The organism is Mesorhizobium sp. WSM4935 (genome assembly GCF_029625735.1).
Taxonomy (GTDB): Bacteria; Pseudomonadota; Alphaproteobacteria; order Rhizobiales; family Rhizobiaceae; genus Mesorhizobium.
On sequence record NZ_JARTVR010000004.1, the window covers coordinates 376,529 to 390,842 of the forward strand.

Annotated in this window: 17 protein-coding genes; 8 read left to right on the forward strand and 9 right to left on the reverse strand. The window is 63.3% G+C overall.

Annotated elements, in window-relative coordinates:
• Positions 1-58 precede the first annotated feature (58 nt).
• Positions 59-1,126: a class I SAM-dependent methyltransferase gene (locus P9273_RS13430; RefSeq protein WP_278049345.1), complete on the reverse strand. Its 1,068-nt coding sequence runs from the start codon at positions 1,124-1,126 to the stop codon at positions 59-61.
• A complete protein-coding gene (lgt, locus tag P9273_RS13435; RefSeq protein WP_278049346.1) occupies positions 1,123-1,977 on the reverse strand; it encodes a prolipoprotein diacylglyceryl transferase in 855 nt (284 codons plus the stop codon). Before lgt ends, P9273_RS13430 begins: the two co-directional genes overlap by 4 nt.
• A gap of 131 nt (positions 1,978-2,108) precedes the next feature.
• Here lgt and P9273_RS13440 point away from each other — a divergent pair, with 131 nt between their 5' ends.
• The 3 genes from P9273_RS13440 (at position 2,109) to P9273_RS13450 (ending at position 3,593) form a co-directional block, all read left to right on the forward strand.
• Entirely contained in the window at positions 2,109-2,411 is a 303-nt protein-coding gene (locus P9273_RS13440) for an accessory factor UbiK family protein (RefSeq protein ID WP_040996844.1), read from the forward strand.
• A gap of 312 nt (positions 2,412-2,723) precedes the next feature.
• Entirely contained in the window at positions 2,724-3,224 is a 501-nt protein-coding gene (locus P9273_RS13445; protein ID WP_040989643.1) for a YbjN domain-containing protein, read from the forward strand.
• A gap of 9 nt (positions 3,225-3,233) precedes the next feature.
• Positions 3,234-3,593, forward strand: coding sequence for a tRNA-binding protein (locus P9273_RS13450; protein ID WP_278049347.1), 360 nt, complete (start codon positions 3,234-3,236; stop codon positions 3,591-3,593).
• Positions 3,594-3,749: 156 nt separating this feature from the next.
• Here the strand turns inward: P9273_RS13450 and P9273_RS13455 are convergent, their stop codons facing one another.
• From P9273_RS13455 to P9273_RS13470, 4 genes are all read right to left on the reverse strand, one after another.
• Positions 3,750-4,772, reverse strand: a complete 1,023-nt coding sequence (locus P9273_RS13455; RefSeq protein ID WP_278049527.1) for a glycosyltransferase family 4 protein — start codon at positions 4,770-4,772, stop codon at positions 3,750-3,752.
• 287 nt (positions 4,773-5,059) lie between these two features.
• The gene (locus tag P9273_RS13460) at positions 5,060-6,475 is read right to left on the reverse strand and encodes an ATP-binding protein (protein ID WP_278049348.1); all 1,416 of its coding nucleotides are present in this window, start codon (positions 6,473-6,475) and stop codon (positions 5,060-5,062) included.
• Between the two features lie 51 nt (positions 6,476-6,526).
• The gene (locus tag P9273_RS13465; RefSeq protein ID WP_278049349.1) at positions 6,527-7,246 is read right to left on the reverse strand and encodes a response regulator; all 720 of its coding nucleotides are present in this window, start codon (positions 7,244-7,246) and stop codon (positions 6,527-6,529) included.
• Positions 7,233-7,766, reverse strand: a complete 534-nt coding sequence (locus P9273_RS13470; protein ID WP_040997650.1) for a MarR family winged helix-turn-helix transcriptional regulator — start codon at positions 7,764-7,766, stop codon at positions 7,233-7,235. Before P9273_RS13470 ends, P9273_RS13465 begins: the two co-directional genes overlap by 14 nt.
• A gap of 261 nt (positions 7,767-8,027) precedes the next feature.
• Between P9273_RS13470 and P9273_RS13475 the strand changes: the two genes are divergently transcribed.
• The 3 genes from P9273_RS13475 (at position 8,028) to P9273_RS13485 (ending at position 10,149) form a co-directional block, all read left to right on the forward strand.
• Positions 8,028-8,921, forward strand: a complete 894-nt coding sequence (locus P9273_RS13475; protein WP_278049350.1) for a branched-chain amino acid aminotransferase — start codon at positions 8,028-8,030, stop codon at positions 8,919-8,921.
• A gap of 147 nt (positions 8,922-9,068) precedes the next feature.
• A complete protein-coding gene (locus P9273_RS13480; protein ID WP_278049351.1) occupies positions 9,069-9,377 on the forward strand; it encodes a hypothetical protein in 309 nt (102 codons plus the stop codon).
• A 130-nt stretch (positions 9,378-9,507) separates the two neighbouring features.
• Complete coding sequence (locus P9273_RS13485) at positions 9,508-10,149, forward strand: MBL fold metallo-hydrolase (RefSeq protein ID WP_278049352.1); 642 nt, start codon at positions 9,508-9,510, stop codon at positions 10,147-10,149.
• 63 nt (positions 10,150-10,212) lie between these two features.
• Here P9273_RS13485 and P9273_RS13490 read toward each other — a convergent pair whose 3' ends face one another.
• From P9273_RS13490 to P9273_RS13500, 3 genes are all read right to left on the reverse strand, one after another.
• Positions 10,213-10,623 (reverse strand): BA14K family protein, encoded by a 411-nt coding sequence (locus P9273_RS13490; RefSeq protein WP_278049353.1) that lies wholly within the window; start codon positions 10,621-10,623, stop codon positions 10,213-10,215.
• Between the two features lie 232 nt (positions 10,624-10,855).
• Positions 10,856-11,068 (reverse strand): cold-shock protein, encoded by a 213-nt coding sequence (locus tag P9273_RS13495; protein ID WP_006202521.1) that lies wholly within the window; start codon positions 11,066-11,068, stop codon positions 10,856-10,858.
• A 234-nt stretch (positions 11,069-11,302) separates the two neighbouring features.
• The gene (locus P9273_RS13500) at positions 11,303-11,515 is read right to left on the reverse strand and encodes a cold-shock protein (RefSeq protein ID WP_006202520.1); all 213 of its coding nucleotides are present in this window, start codon (positions 11,513-11,515) and stop codon (positions 11,303-11,305) included.
• A 452-nt stretch (positions 11,516-11,967) separates the two neighbouring features.
• Here P9273_RS13500 and P9273_RS13505 point away from each other — a divergent pair, with 452 nt between their 5' ends.
• Positions 11,968-12,360, forward strand: a complete 393-nt coding sequence (locus P9273_RS13505; RefSeq protein ID WP_278049354.1) for a Kazal-type serine protease inhibitor domain-containing protein — start codon at positions 11,968-11,970, stop codon at positions 12,358-12,360.
• Positions 12,361-12,551: 191 nt separating this feature from the next.
• Positions 12,552-14,186: a tetratricopeptide repeat-containing sulfotransferase family protein gene (locus P9273_RS13510; protein WP_278049355.1), complete on the forward strand. Its 1,635-nt coding sequence runs from the start codon at positions 12,552-12,554 to the stop codon at positions 14,184-14,186.
• Positions 14,187-14,314 lie beyond the last annotated feature (128 nt).

Genomic DNA, 14,314 nt, shown 5'->3' on the forward strand with positions numbered 1-14,314 from the left:
TCGTCAAGGCGAAGTTCGGAGAACGAAGCGGACCAGCGGGCGAGGCCGCTCGCCGATCTCAGGCGGGTTCTGCCGCCGGCAGGACCTTCATGACCTTGAACAGCTCGCCCATCGCGCCGGGACCGGCCAGGCGTTCGACCGCGTCTGAAATGGCTTGACGTGTTTCGGGATCGGCATCGGCGCCGAGCGTGCCGGCGCGCTCAAGCAAGCCCATGCCAAGCAGGAATTCGCCCTGGGTCGACAATTGCACGCCAAGACCGTGCGCGCGCACTATCTCGGCAAGAGCGGCGAAATCGACATGGGCGGTGAGGTCGGCTTCGCCCGGATTGGCCAAAACGTCTTCGCGCTGGTGCCGGCGCAGCGCCTGGAAAGTGTCGCCCATGCCCGGTTGCAGATGGCCGTAGTCGATGAAGAGGCCGGCGCCGCCCCGGGCGGCTATGCGTTCAGCGATCCGCGACATCAGCGCCGAACGGGCAGGCGCCACTTCGACGATGGCGCCTTGCGGCGGATCGGCGGCGGCTGCCGGCAGCAGCGCCGGGTCGACTGACCCCGCGCCGGCGAAGAAATGCAGCTCATCGGCCCCGTCGAGGCCGACAACGCGCTCGCGCCAGCCCGTGCCGACATAGACGAACTGCCGGATCGGCACCGCGTCGAACAATTCGTTGCCGACGATGAAGAGCGGCTGCCGCGGCAGCGTGTCGATCGTCTGGTGCCAGGCAAGCGCCGCGCTCCGGCCGGCGAGGGTCTGCTTCTGGATTTCAGTCAGGCGCGGGCTGGTCTCGACCATGGCAAAGGAGGCGCCGGCGACGAGCGCCGGGTCGAGCCGCGACCAGGTGCGCAGCATGTCCTTCATCAAGGTGCCGCGGCCGGGACCGATCTCGGCGAAGATCGCGGGCAGAGGCCGGTCGGCAGCCTGCCAGGCCTGGTAAAGCCAGACGGCGACGAGCTCGCCGAAGATCTGGCTGATCTCGGGCGCGGTGATGAAGTCGCCGGCGGCGCCGAAGGGCTCGCGCGTAGTGTAATAGCCCGCGTCGGGATCGAACAGGCAGAGCGCCATATATTCGCTGACCGGGATCGGCCCCGCTGCGCCGATCAGGCCTATGATGCGCTGCTTCAGCCCAGTCATGCCGCCCGCGGCTCAGGCGCCGGCTTCGCCGTCGCCATCGCCCAGATGCCGGCGAGCACCATCGGCGTGGACAGGATCATGCCCATGGTCAGCCAATTGGTGCCGAGCAGGTAGCCGAGCTGCTGGTCGGGCTCGCGGAAAAACTCGACGAAGATGCGCGACAGGCCGTAGCCGCAGATGAAGGCGCCGCCGACGAAGCGCGGCGTCTTCAGTTTCAGCCGCGAATGGGTGAGGAAGCGCAGCGTCAGGAACAGCACCAGGCCTTCGAGCAAGGCCTCGTAGAGTTGGCTGGGGTGGCGGGTGAACGGCCCGCCATTGGGGAATTCGATCGCCCAGGGTACGTCCGAGGGCCGGCCCCAGAGCTCCGAATTGATGAAGTTGGCGACACGCACAAGGCCGAGCCCGACCGGCACGCCGGCCGACACCACATCGAACAATGTCCAGGTAGGAATGCGGCGCTTGAGCGAAAACAGCGTCATGGCAAGGATCACGCCGAGCAGGCCGCCATGGAACGACATGCCGCCCTGCCAGACCGCGAAGATGTCGAGCGGATGCGAGATATAGCGCGGCAGGTCGTAGAAAAGCACGTAGCCGGTGCGTCCGCCGAGCACGACGCCGATCGCCGCCCAGACGATGAAGTCGTCGAGGTCCTCGGGCTTCATCGGCAGCTTGCCATCCGGCCAGAGACTGGCGTTGGTGACCAGACGCTTGGCGTACCACCAGGCAAAAAGGATGCCGACGATGTAGCCGACGCCGTACCAATGCACCGCCAGCGGCCCGACATGCACGATGACCGGATCGATGTTGGGGAAGGGCAGGGAGGCCAGCGGCAGCAGGAAATATTCGCTCAAAACGGGGTCCCCGGTGACGGTCACGATCGGGCGCGGACCATGCGGCAGGCTTTTGGCGCGGTCAAGGCAAGGCTTCGCTTGCATTCCGCGCCGCGCGCCACTACGTCAAAACGACAAAGCGAGGATCTGCCATGGCGACCGGACCGAACCGCATTCTCGACGAATTCGCAAAGATCATGACCGACGCCGCTGGCGCCGCGCAGGGCGTGCGGCGCGAGGTGGAGACCGCGTTCCGGGCGCAGGCCGAGCGCATGCTGAACTCCATGGATGTGGTGCAGCGCGAGGAGTTCGAGGCCGTGCGCGAGATGGCGGTCAAGGCGCGGGAAGACAACATCCAGCTGGCAACGCGCCTCGAGGCGCTCGAGGCCAAGCTCGCCGAACTGACCGGACAGGCCGCACCTGCGGGTGCTGCGAAGCCCCGCGCAAAAAAATAATCGTTAAACTTTTCCACATAGCGCGATCCGAAAAATCGCTTTGCCGTGAATCGCTTACCGGCATTGCATGAATCTTCCTCACAGCCACCTTTCCACATGCGGATGACGCAGCGCGAAAAATTGGGCTGTTCACGCGACTCCCGATCAATAGACTGAATTTGTTGCATGATTCGAGCAGGGTCGTGCGCCGGGCGGTGGGGTCCGGTTGGGTCTTTGCGTTGGAAAGTCCTGACCGTCCGAGTTCTAGACAAGATTGTTCGTCGTGTGTGCCCCGCGGAGCGTGTGGCGCTCCCCTGAACACAGGAAGCATTCATGGAACTCCTCGAACTCGAATTCTCCCGCGAAATCCACCCGGTGGACGTCATCGAGCAGGTGGCCCACAACAACGACTGGTCTTTCGAACGCGCCGGCGACGATGAGATTTCGATTTCGGTCGCCGGCAGCTGGACCGACTATCACGTCTCCTTTTCCTGGATGGAGGATTTCGAGGCGTTGCATCTGGCCTGCGCCTTCGACATCAAGGTGCCGGAAACACGCGCGCTGGAAGTGATGCGGCTGTTGTCGCTGATCAACGAGCAGATGCTGTTCGGGCATTTCGATCTGTGGGAACAGGAAGGCGCTATTATGTTCAGGCAGTCGCTGCTGCTTGCCGGCGGCGTCGAGCCGTCGAGCCAGCAGGTCGAGGTGCTGCTGTCTTCGGCGCTCGAGGCCTGCGAATGCTATTTCCAGGCCTTCCAGTTCGTTGTCTGGTCGGGTACATCGGCCAAGGACGCGCTCTCCAGCGTGCTCTTCGAGACCCACGGTAACGCCTGAACCAAACCGATGAGTTCCAGCAGCGAGCGCAAGCCCGAGATCAGCTTTGCCGATTTCGACCGTGTCGACATCCGTGCCGGTACGATCGTCGAGGCCGAGCCGTTTCCGGAGGCGCGCAAGCCGGCGATCAAGCTGAAGATCGATTTCGGTCCGGCGATCGGCGTGAAGAAGTCGTCGGCGCAGATCACCAAATATTATACGCCGGAGACGCTGATCGGCCGCCAGGTCTTCGCGGTGGTCAATTTCCCACCGCGACAGATCGGTCCTTTCATGTCGGAAGTGCTGACGCTCGGCTTTCCGGACGAAGAAGGCGCCGTGGTGCTCGGCGCCATAGAGCGCAAGGTGCCAGACGGCGGGCGCCTATTCTAGCATGCGCCGAGATTCAGGTGAGGCCCGCTTGCGAATGGCGGTCTCCTGCGCTTCCGGTGCTCACGTACTTCAAGTACGCTCCTCTCCGGTTCTCGGAACCCGCCATTCTCGGCTCGGCCTGACCTGAATCTCGGCGCATCCCAATCGCTGCATTTATCAAGCTGCCAATTTGCGCGGCATGCCCAGCGCTTCCTCCACCGCGTCGAGGAACATTTCGGCGCAGGCCTGCCAACTGTAGCGCATGGCGCGCTGGCGCGCTTCGGCGCGATCGACGTGAAGCGCCTTCAGCGCCGCCTCGCCCAGATCGTTCGACACGGCTCCGCCGACACCGTCGCCGACAATGTCGATCGGTCCGGTCACCGGATAGGCGGCGACGGGCGTTCCGCTGGCCAGCGCCTCGATGATAACGTTGCCGAAGGTGTCGGTGCGGCTTGGGAAGACGAAGACATCGGCCGACGCGTAGATCTCGGCCAATTCGTCGTTCGGTCGGTGGCCGAGGAAATGCGCGTCGGGATAGCGCGCCTTGAGCTTTGCCAGTTCCGGCCCTTCGCCGACGATAACCTTGCTGCCCGGCAGGTCGAGGTCGAGGAAGGCGGTCAGGTTCTTTTCGATCGCGACGCGGCCGACGCAGAGGAAAACCGGGCGGGGAAACCTGGTTTCCTTGCGCTTGTCGGGCCGGAAATGGTCGGTGTCGACGCCGCGCGTCCAGGGCCTCAGCTTGTTGAAGCCGCGCGCCGCGAGATCGTCCGCCAGAGATTGCGTGGCGACAAGCGTGCCCTGTCCGGAATTGTGGAAATCGCGCAGCCAGTTATAGGCCCAGCTCTCCGGCACCGGCAGGCGGGCGCTGAGATACTCGGGAAAGCGCGTGTGATAGCTGGTGGTGAAGGGGCGGCCCACCTTTCGGCAATGGTGGCGTGCCATGATGCCGAGCGGACCCTCGGTGACGATGTGGATATGGTCGGCCTTGGCGGCCTCGATCAGACGCGCGACATGACCCGGCGTCGTCAGGGCGAGCCGGATGTCGGGATAGGTCGGCATCGGCAAAGTGCGAAACAGGTTCGGGGTCAGGAAATCGAGCCTGACGTCGAAGGGCTTCAGCGCCTCGGTCAGGCGTTCCAGCGTGTGCACCACGCCGTTGACCTGCGGTCGCCATGCGTCGGTGATCATCAGGATACGCATGGCGATCCCGATACGCATGGCGATCCCGATGCGCCTGACGGTCCTTCGCTGCGGTAAGTCCTGGGCGCGCCGGCGCCGTGCCGGAACGGCAACCAGGCAGCAGCCCGCGCCTCGCTCCAGCGCACCCGGGCGGGCACCGGATCGAAGCGGGGCGTCGGGGCCGAATCAACGAAGGTCGCGCGCTTCATGCGCGCTCTTGATCATGATTTCATGACGGGCGGATGAAGCTGTTTTTGATTGAGCATGAACTTATCCGAACCGGAGGTCGGTTCGGGATCATGCTCTGGCTAGGCAGGGACCTTGATGACGGCACGCAAGCCGCCGAGCGGGCTGTCCTCGAGGCTGATGTCGCCGCCATGGCTGCGGGCGATGTCGCGGGCGATCGACAGGCCAAGTCCGGTGCCGCTGGCGTCCAGGTTGCGCGCCTCGTCGAGGCGCAGGAAAGGCTTGAACACCTCTTCGCGCTTGTCGGGAGCGATGCCCGGCCCGTCGTCGTCGATGGTGACGATGAGCGAGCCACGGCCATGGTTGGCATGGACCTCGACGGTTTTGGCATAGCGAAAAGCATTGCCGATGACGTTCGACAGCAGCCGGGCGAAAGCGTTCGGCCGCACATGCACGGCCGGATCGCCGGTCAGCGTCGTCGTGAGTTTGCAGCCGCGCAATTGCGCTTCCTCGCCGAGCTTCTGGAAATAGGCGTTGAGGTCGAAACGGCCGGTATCCTCCGCCGCCTCGCCGCGGGCGAAGGAGAGATAGCCCTCCAGCATCGACTGCATGTCATCGATGTCCTGGTTGAGCGCTGCCTTGGTCTCGGACTTGCCGCCGGCCAACGCCAATTGCAGCTTGAATCGGGTGAGGATGGTCCTGAGATCGTGGCTGACGCCGGTCAGCATGGCGGTGCGCTGCTCGATCTGGCGCTCGATGCGCTCACGCATCTGGATGAAGGCGAAGCCGGCGCGGCGGACCTCCTCCGCGCCGCGCGGGCGGAAATCGCGCGGCATCGGCCGGCCCTTGCCGAAACTCTCGGCGGCCTCGGCGAGCGTGAGGATCGGCCTGATCTGATTGCGCAGGAACGGAATGGCGATCATCAACAGCACCAGCGAGGTGCCGACCATCCAGATCAGGAAGATATGAGTGTTCGAGGCATAGGCCTGGCTGCGCCGTACGAAGACACGCAGCACCTTGCCTTCCAGCTGGACGCGAACCTCGACGACGTTGGAGTTGCCGACCGTGTCGATCCAGAATGGACGGTTGATCTGCCTAGTGATCTCGGACGACAGCGCCTCGTCGAGGATCGAGAAGAACGGCTTCGGCCCGGGCGGCGGCAGCGGATCGGGCGGCAAAAGGTCGACCTTCAGCTGCATGCGATCCTGGGCGATGCGGATGATGTTGGCGTAGTCGGCGTCGTGCGGATAGGTCTCCATCATGTCGATGACGGCCGCTATGTCCGAGATTGTCGCCTGCGACAGGCGCTGGGTGACGGTCTGCCAGTGGCGTTCCATGAAGACGAAGGCGACCACCGACTGCAAAAGGATCATCGGCGCGATGACGATGATCAGCGAGCGGGCATAGAGCCGCTTCGGCATATAGAGCGCGACCAGGCGCCAGAACCGGTTCCAGGCGCGTGGCATCGCCCTCAGCGTCCGCGATGCGAAATCGCCGAGGCCGCCTCCCTTCGGCTTTTCCAGTTGCGTGGTCGCCATTCGCCCTTCCGCTCGTCGATGGCCGTTCAGCAAAGGGCCTTCCACGGTAATTTATTCGACGCTGAGCCGATACCCAATACCGCGCACCGTCTGCAGCCACACCGGATTGGACGGGTCGCGCTCGATCTTGCGGCGCAGCCGGTTGATCTGCACGTCGATGGTGCGCTCGCCGACATCCGATTCGTCGCCCACCAGTTCATGGCGCGGTATGGTCTCGCCTGCCCGCGCGGCGAAGATCGCGAGGATCTCCTGCTCGCGGTCTGTCAGCTTAAGCGCCTCGCCGCCGCGCTTCAATTCGCGCTTGGCGATCTGGAACGTGTAGGGTCCGAATACCAGCTGTTCGACCTTCGGCGTCGCCGCCGGGCCGCCGCGGCGCAGGATGTTGTTGATGCGCAGGATGAGCTCGCGCGGATCGAACGGCTTCGGCAGGTAATCATCGGCGCCGGCCTCCAGCCCGGTGATGCGGCTGTCGGTCTCCGACAGCGCCGTCAGCATTAGGATCGGCACGTTCTTCTCGGCCCGCAGCGCCTTGGTGAGGTCGACCCCGGTCTCGCCCGGCATCATGACGTCGAGCACCAGAAGGTCGAAGTCGAGGCCGGCAAGCTTGCGTCTGGCCTCGCCGGAATTGCCGGCGACGGTGACGCGAAAACCGTTCTCGGACAGATACTGCTTGAGCAGGTTGCGGATACGCGTGTCGTCATCGACAACCAAGAGGTGCGGCGCGTCATCGTCGGGCGCGGCCGGATGATCAACCTTCTCAATGATCTCCATGGTTTTTCCCCGATGTTTGCGCAGGCACAATGTCGATCTGCGCTCTTAGTTCCGGATTGACCATCGCTTCCAGGAATCGCTCGATCGTGGCGCGTTCGGTCGCTCCGGAATCCTCCAATGCCGCACGGATGCGGCGCGACTGTGGCCGCGCCAACGCCAAGGCCAGCGCGCGACCCTTGGCGGTCGGGTAGAGTTCGCGCTGCCGGCGGTCGCGCGGACCCTGCACCTGGACGATATGGTCGGTATCGATCAACTGCTTCAAGACCCGCGCCAGGCTCTGCTTGGTGATCTTCAGCACATCAAGCAATTCGGCGACGGTGAGCCCGGGCCTGCGGTTGACGAAGTGCAGCACGCGATGATGGGCGCGGCCGAAGCCGTATTCCGCGAGGATCTGGTCCGGATCGGAGGTGAAATCGCGATAGGCGAAGAAAAATAGTTCGATGATGGCGAAGTCGATGCCGTCCTCGTCGGCAATCGCCGTCCTGATCGGTTTTCCGGCTGCGGGGCTTTGATCCGTCATCATTTCTCCATGCAAGGCGGGAATTATGTCAGTACTATTGACGTAATTTCCGGGCAATGATAATTTTTGACAAGCTTTTCGGCGGATTGCGAACGAAAAGGCAAGCGGAAGCCGTTTTTCCGGAACTTCCTGAGTTTGCCACGAATTGAATATCCGCCTACGCTTTCAAGCATTGGCCGGCGTTTCGGATCCCGTGACGGAGCCGATATGAAAGGCTTTAAGACACAACGATTTGCGGGCGCCCGCCCGCGGGAGGTTTCCATGGCATCCGTTCCCTTCGATCAATTGGACGGCTTCATCTGGATGAACGGCGAGTTCGTCAAATGGGCCGACGCCAAGATCCACGTGCTGACCCATGGCCTGCACTATGCCAGCGCCGTCTTTGAAGGCGAGCGCGCCTATGGCGGCCAGATCTTCAAGCTGACCGAGCATAATGAGCGCCTGCATGAATCGGCGCGCCTGCTCGGCTTTAGTATCCCCTATCCGGTCGCCGAGATCGACGAGGCCTGCCGTACGCTTTTGAAGAAACAGGGTTTCCAGGACGCCTATGTGCGTCCGATCGCCTGGCGCGGCAGCGAGCAGATGGGCGTCTCGGCGCAGAACAACCGCATCAACTGCGCCATCGCCATCTGGCAGTGGCCGAGCTATTTCGACCCCGCGCAGAAGCTCAAGGGCATCCGCCTCGATATCGCCGAGTGGCGCCGGCCCGATCCGCGCACCGCGCCGTCAAAGTCGAAGGCCGCGGGCCTCTATATGATCTGCACGCTGTCCAAGCATGCCGCAGAGGCCAAGGGCTATGCCGACGCCATGATGCTCGATTGGCGTGGCCAGGTGGCGGAAGCCACAGGCGCCAACATCTTCTTCGTCAAGGATGGCAAGATCCACACACCGACGCCCGACTGCTTCCTCGACGGCATAACCCGCCGCACGGTGATTGGCCTGGCGAAAGACCGCGGTTTCGAACTGGTCGAGCGCGCCATCATACCTGAGGAACTCGAAGGTTTCGAGCAGTGCTTCCTCACCGGGACGGCGGCCGAGGTCACGCCGGTTTCGGAGATCGGTCCGTACCGATTCGAGGTCGGCGAGATAGCCAAGACGTTGATGAATGACTATTCGGCTGCGGTGCAGCCAAAGCATGCGATTGCCGCAGAATAGCGATAGTCACAGCTTTTTTTGTGCAATAGGGGCGGTTTTCGGGCCGCCCTTTTTATTTAAGCTTTCACGCATTTGACTTTCGAACGGTTCGGCGTCTCATGATGGTGTCGGCCCTTGGAGGCAGGCGGCTATGGAGGGACTAGTTACATGGACAGCAACACGATTATTCAGATCGTTGTACAGGTAATTGCCGGCGTTATCGGTGGTCAGGCGGTTGGCGCGGCGCTGAAGCAGGCGGCGATGGGCCAGCTTACCAAAATCCTTAGCGGCGCCATCGGCGGCGTCGGCGGTGCCGCCATCCTTGGCAGTCTGCTCGGTGGCGGTGGAGTCGACGCGGCGGCAGCGGCGGCTGGAATCGGCAGCGCGCTCGACCTGAAGAACCTTCTCGGCGGCGTGGGCGGCGGTGCCATCCTGACCGGCATCGTCGGCGCGGTCATGAACGCGATGAAGAAGTGAGGCCTTCCGCTTCAAGCTTCCAACTGGGCGGCTTCGGCCGCCCATTTTCGTTTCCAGGATATTTGTCCGGGGGCAGTGGACGCGCTTAGCACACCTGTCTACATCAGTGCGAAACTTGGAAAGGAACGTTATGGGTCAGCTCAATGCCGGTATCGTGCCGGTCACGCCATTCCAGCAGAACTGCACCATATTGTTCGATATGGACGACAAGACGGGCGTCGTCGTCGATCCCGGCGGCGATGTCGACAAGATACTGTCGGTGCTGAAGGACAATGGCATCACCGCCGGCGCGATCTGGATCACACATGGTCATATCGACCATGCCGGCGGCGCGATGGAACTGAAGGACGCGCTGGGCATCGAGATTATCGGCCCGCACGAGGCCGACAAGCCGCTGCTTGCCAATCTCGAGAACCAGGCCAAGCGTTTCGGGCTCACCGATCCGGTGCGCAATTGCCTGCCCGACCGTTTTCTGACCGAAGGCGAGACGGTGTCGTTCGGTAATCATCATTTCGAGGTGCTGCATTGCCCGGGGCATGCGCCGGGCCATGTCGTCTACTACAACCGCGCGGCCAAATTCGCGCATGTCGGCGACGTGCTGTTTCGCGGCTCGATCGGGCGCACCGATCTGTCCGGCGGCGACCACGCCGCGCTGATCGCCTCGATCAAGTGCAAGCTCCTGCCGCTTGGCGACGACATCGGTTTCATCTGCGGCCACGGGCCAGGCAGCCGTTTCGGCGACGAGCGGCGGACCAACCCCTTTCTCACCTGATCCGCATGCAAAGAAAAAGCGCCGCTGGAGGCGGCGCTTTTGGGCAGGGAAGCTTGGGTCTGGTTAGTTGGCGACGCAGAAATGCTGATCTCCATCGCTGCCGGTAAAGGTGCCGGTGCGTGAATTGAAGGTGCGGTAGCGATCCGAGCAATATTCGTACCAGGCCCGGGTCCACGGCTCGGCATAGCGGTCGGCATAGACGACGCGGGGCTGCACGTAATAGCGACGCACCGGCCGGTCGACATAGTAGTCGTCACCATAGGCCGGTTCGTAATAGCGCGGGCCGGGGTTGCTGAGCGCGCTGCCGATCAGGGCGCCGGCCGCAAGGCCGACAACGCCGGCGGCGAGGGCGTCGCCGCCATGATGGCGATGATGGTGCCAGCGCCAGTCGTCGGCATTGGCCGCCGAGAAGGTGGCCAAGGTGGTCGCGGCAATGCCAACGCTCAGGATGGCGGTCTTGAGAAAACGGTTCATTTTCGGTCTCCTTCGCGCCGGCCCGCGCATTTTTCAGGGGATACGGACCGACTTTAGCAAAGGTTAATAGAAGACCGTGGCTGAACGGAGGCTGAACGGAATCGGCTCAAGCGATTTTTTGAAGCTGGCGATTTTTCGTGGCTTGGCGATTTCGAGGCTTGGGCACAACCCAATGCCGGGCGGGAGCGGTCCCCGCCTCATATAGCCTCCGTCGGATCCGTCGTAAGCCGGCCTAGCCGATCGACAGATTGACGGCCTTCGGACCCTTGCCGCGCTTGTCCGGCTCGGTGTCGAATGTCACTTTCTGCCCATCCTCAAGACCGGGAAGGCCAGACGCCTGCACGGCCGAAATGTGGACGAAGACATCCTTCGCGCCATCGTCGGGCGTGATGAAGCCGAAGCCTTTCGCATGGTTGAAGAATTTGACGGTGCCGGTCTGCGGCATGGGAAACTCCTTTGATCCCATCAAGTCAAGTCTCGGGCCGGCAAACTGCCCGAGAGGAAATTTGTCCTTTATTTTAGCGCTATCGGCAAGAGAAAGTTTTCGCCTGCCGATCCAAGCATTTGCATACGAAAAAGGCGCGACGGTTCTGTCGCGCCTTCGCAATTTTGGGCCTGCCTGCAAGCCGCTTTATGATCCTGCCGCACCACTGCATCCGCAAGGACAGGCGCTTGACGATCAGGCGGCGCGCAGGTTGACCGCCTTCGGGCCCTTGCCCATGCGGTCGGGCTCGACATCGAAGGTGACCTTCTGGCCGTCAACCAACGTGCGCAGGCCGGAAGCCTCGATCGCGGAGATGTGGACGAACACGTCCTTGGCGCCGCCGTCCGGCGTGATGAAGCCGAAGCCTTTGGTGGCATTGAAGAACTTTACGGTACCGGTCTGGGCCATTGGGGAAAACTCCTTCACCCGTGTCAGTCTTGTGGTTTGCCCCGCTGCCTCGCGCCTTGGGCAAATCCCGGTGGTTGCTTCGGCGGTCATGCATTTGCGCATGGTCGAACCCCCCGCCGAAAAACGGGGTTGTCAGAGATTCACACTTGTCGGGGAAAGGTCGTCCAAAACGTGCCGCTCTCCGGGTCGCAAATGCCCGAACGTGATTTTTATTACACGGAAACGTGATAGTTGCAAGACGACGGTCGCGGGCGGCCCGCGGCGCGTCCAACGCTGGGGCCTCGATAGACCCGGCTCCATCACCGGTCATCGGCCAGAGACTGGCCAAGCATAGGCCAGAACGAGGGTGGTGACCGCGGGTCTCGCGCCTCCACAAACAGTGGTTGCGTTTGCCGCGTAGCATGCGAGGATGCCGCGAGCCGGCATCACGCGCCTGGGCGGAGGAGGGACATATGCGATTTCTTGCGGTCGCACGTCAGGGCGTCGTCACTTTCATCCTGTCCGCGCTGCTGGCGGCCTGCACGGTGGTCGTCGACGATGGGGCCCGGCCGCGGCCGCCCAGGCCGCATCCGCAGCTCTGCACCATGCAGTACCAACCGGTCTGCGCCCGGCGCGGCGGCGATCGCCAGACCTTCGCCAATGCCTGCCTGGCTGAACGGGAAGGGTACCGTATCGTGCGCGACGGTCCTTGCCGCGACGGCGGCGGCGGTGGTGGAGAGCAGACATTCTGCACGCGCGAATACGCTCCCGTCTGCGCGAGGCGCCACGGCCAAATGCGCACCTTCCCCAACGCATGCGAGGCGCGCGCGGCGGACTATCGCATCGTCGGCGACGGACCCTGCTGAAAGGACGGCGGTGTCCATCTGCACAATGGAGACCGCGACGCGCGTCGACGCTTTGTCTTGAATCTCTTGCCCGCATGGCGTAGGTCCGGCGGACCAACAAATACGGCAGGTTTCCCATTAACAGAGATCACAGAAGAGCGGCAAACGCCGCCGGCAGGCCAGGTGGTTCGGCGAGCCCGCTCGACCCGTATGTGCAAAAGGCGCTGCAACTGCACCAGGCTGGCCGCCGCCAAGAGGCCGAGGGACTCTACCGGCAGGTCCTGGGGCAGCAGCCGAACCATGCCGCGGCGCTGCATTTCCTAGGGCTGTTGATGCACCAGACCGGCAGGAGCGAGGAGGGGCTCGATCTCCTCGAGCAGTCGGTGACCTTGCAGCCCGAGAATGCCGACTTCCTCAACAATATGGGCACGGTCATGCGTGACCTCGGGCGCGTCGCCGCCGCGATCGATTTCTTCCGCGGCGCGGTGGATATCCGGCCCGACCAACTGGCCGCACGCGACAATCTCGGTTCGTCGCTCACGCAGCTCGGCCAGTTCGACGCGGCCGAGGAGATCTATCGCGGCACGATCGGCCGCAACCCCTTCCATGTCCGTGCGCGCATCGGCCTTGCCGAGACGCTCCAGGAGGCCGGACGGCTGGACGAGGCAATCAAGCTGTTCCGCGAGGCGCTGTCGATCCGGCCGAAGGACGCCGAGCTCCTCTACGGGCTGGGCGTGGCGATGATGGAGAAGGGTAAGCTCGACGAGGCGGCCGATCTCGCCCGCCAGGCGCTGGCGATCGCCCCGAACATGGCCAAGGCCTGGCTGCTGCTCACGCAGGTCAAACGCCAGACCGAGCGCGACAAGGAGCTTGCCGGCATGGAGGCCGAGCATGCCAAGGCGCCGCAGGGCAGCCTCGCGCGCATGCAGCTCTCCTTCGGCTTGGGCAAGGTCAATGACGACCTCAAGGATTATGGCCGTGCCTTCGACTATTTCGCCGAGGGCAATGCCATCCGCCGCAAGGCGATCGTCTACGATCCCGTGCGCACGCGCGGCGAGTTCGAGGCGATGAAGGCGACCTTTGACGCGGCCTTCTTCGAGAAGCACAGGCCAAGCGGCATTTCCGACGATACGCCGATCTTCGTCGTCGGCATGCCACGCTCCGGCACCACGCTGGTCGAGCAGATCATCGCCAGCCATCCACAGGTCCTTGGGGCCGGCGAGTTGAATATCCTGAAGACGGCCGTCGGCAAACAGTTTCCGATGAGCATGCCGGGCGGCTTCCCCGCCGGTATCGCCGACATGCCGGACAAGGCATTTGCCGAGGCGGGCCAGGCCTATCTCGACATGCTGCATACCCGCTATCCGGGCTACCGCCATGTTACCGACAAGATGCCGGGCAACTTCCTTCTGGTCGGCTTCCTGCACATGATGCTGCCCAAGGCCAAGATCGTCCATTGCGCGCGCGATGCGGCGGCCACGTGCCTGTCGATCTTCAAAGTGCATTTCCGCGGCGACAGCCACCGCTACGGCTACGACCTCGGCGAGCTCGCCGATTTCCATAACCTCTATACCGACATCATGGCGCATTGGCACAAGGTGCTGCCGGGCGTCGTCCACGATGTGCGCTATGAGGATTTCGTCGCCGAGCAGGAAGGGCAGACGCGAGCGCTGATGGCCTATCTCGGCCTGCCCTGGGACGACAAGGTGCTGTCGTTCCACGAGACGGACCGGCCGGTGCGCACCGCATCGGCCGCGCAGGTGCGCCAGCCGATGTATCAGGGCTCGGTCGATTTGTGGAAGCGGTATGGCGACCGGCTGAAGCCGCTGCTGGACAAGCTAGGCTGATATTGAGGTGAGGCCGGCCTGCGAACGGCGGTTCCCTGCGCTTCCGGTGCTCACGTACTTCAAGTACGCTCCGCTCCGGTTCTCGGGAACCACCATTCTCGACTCGGCCTGACCTCAATCTCAACCTA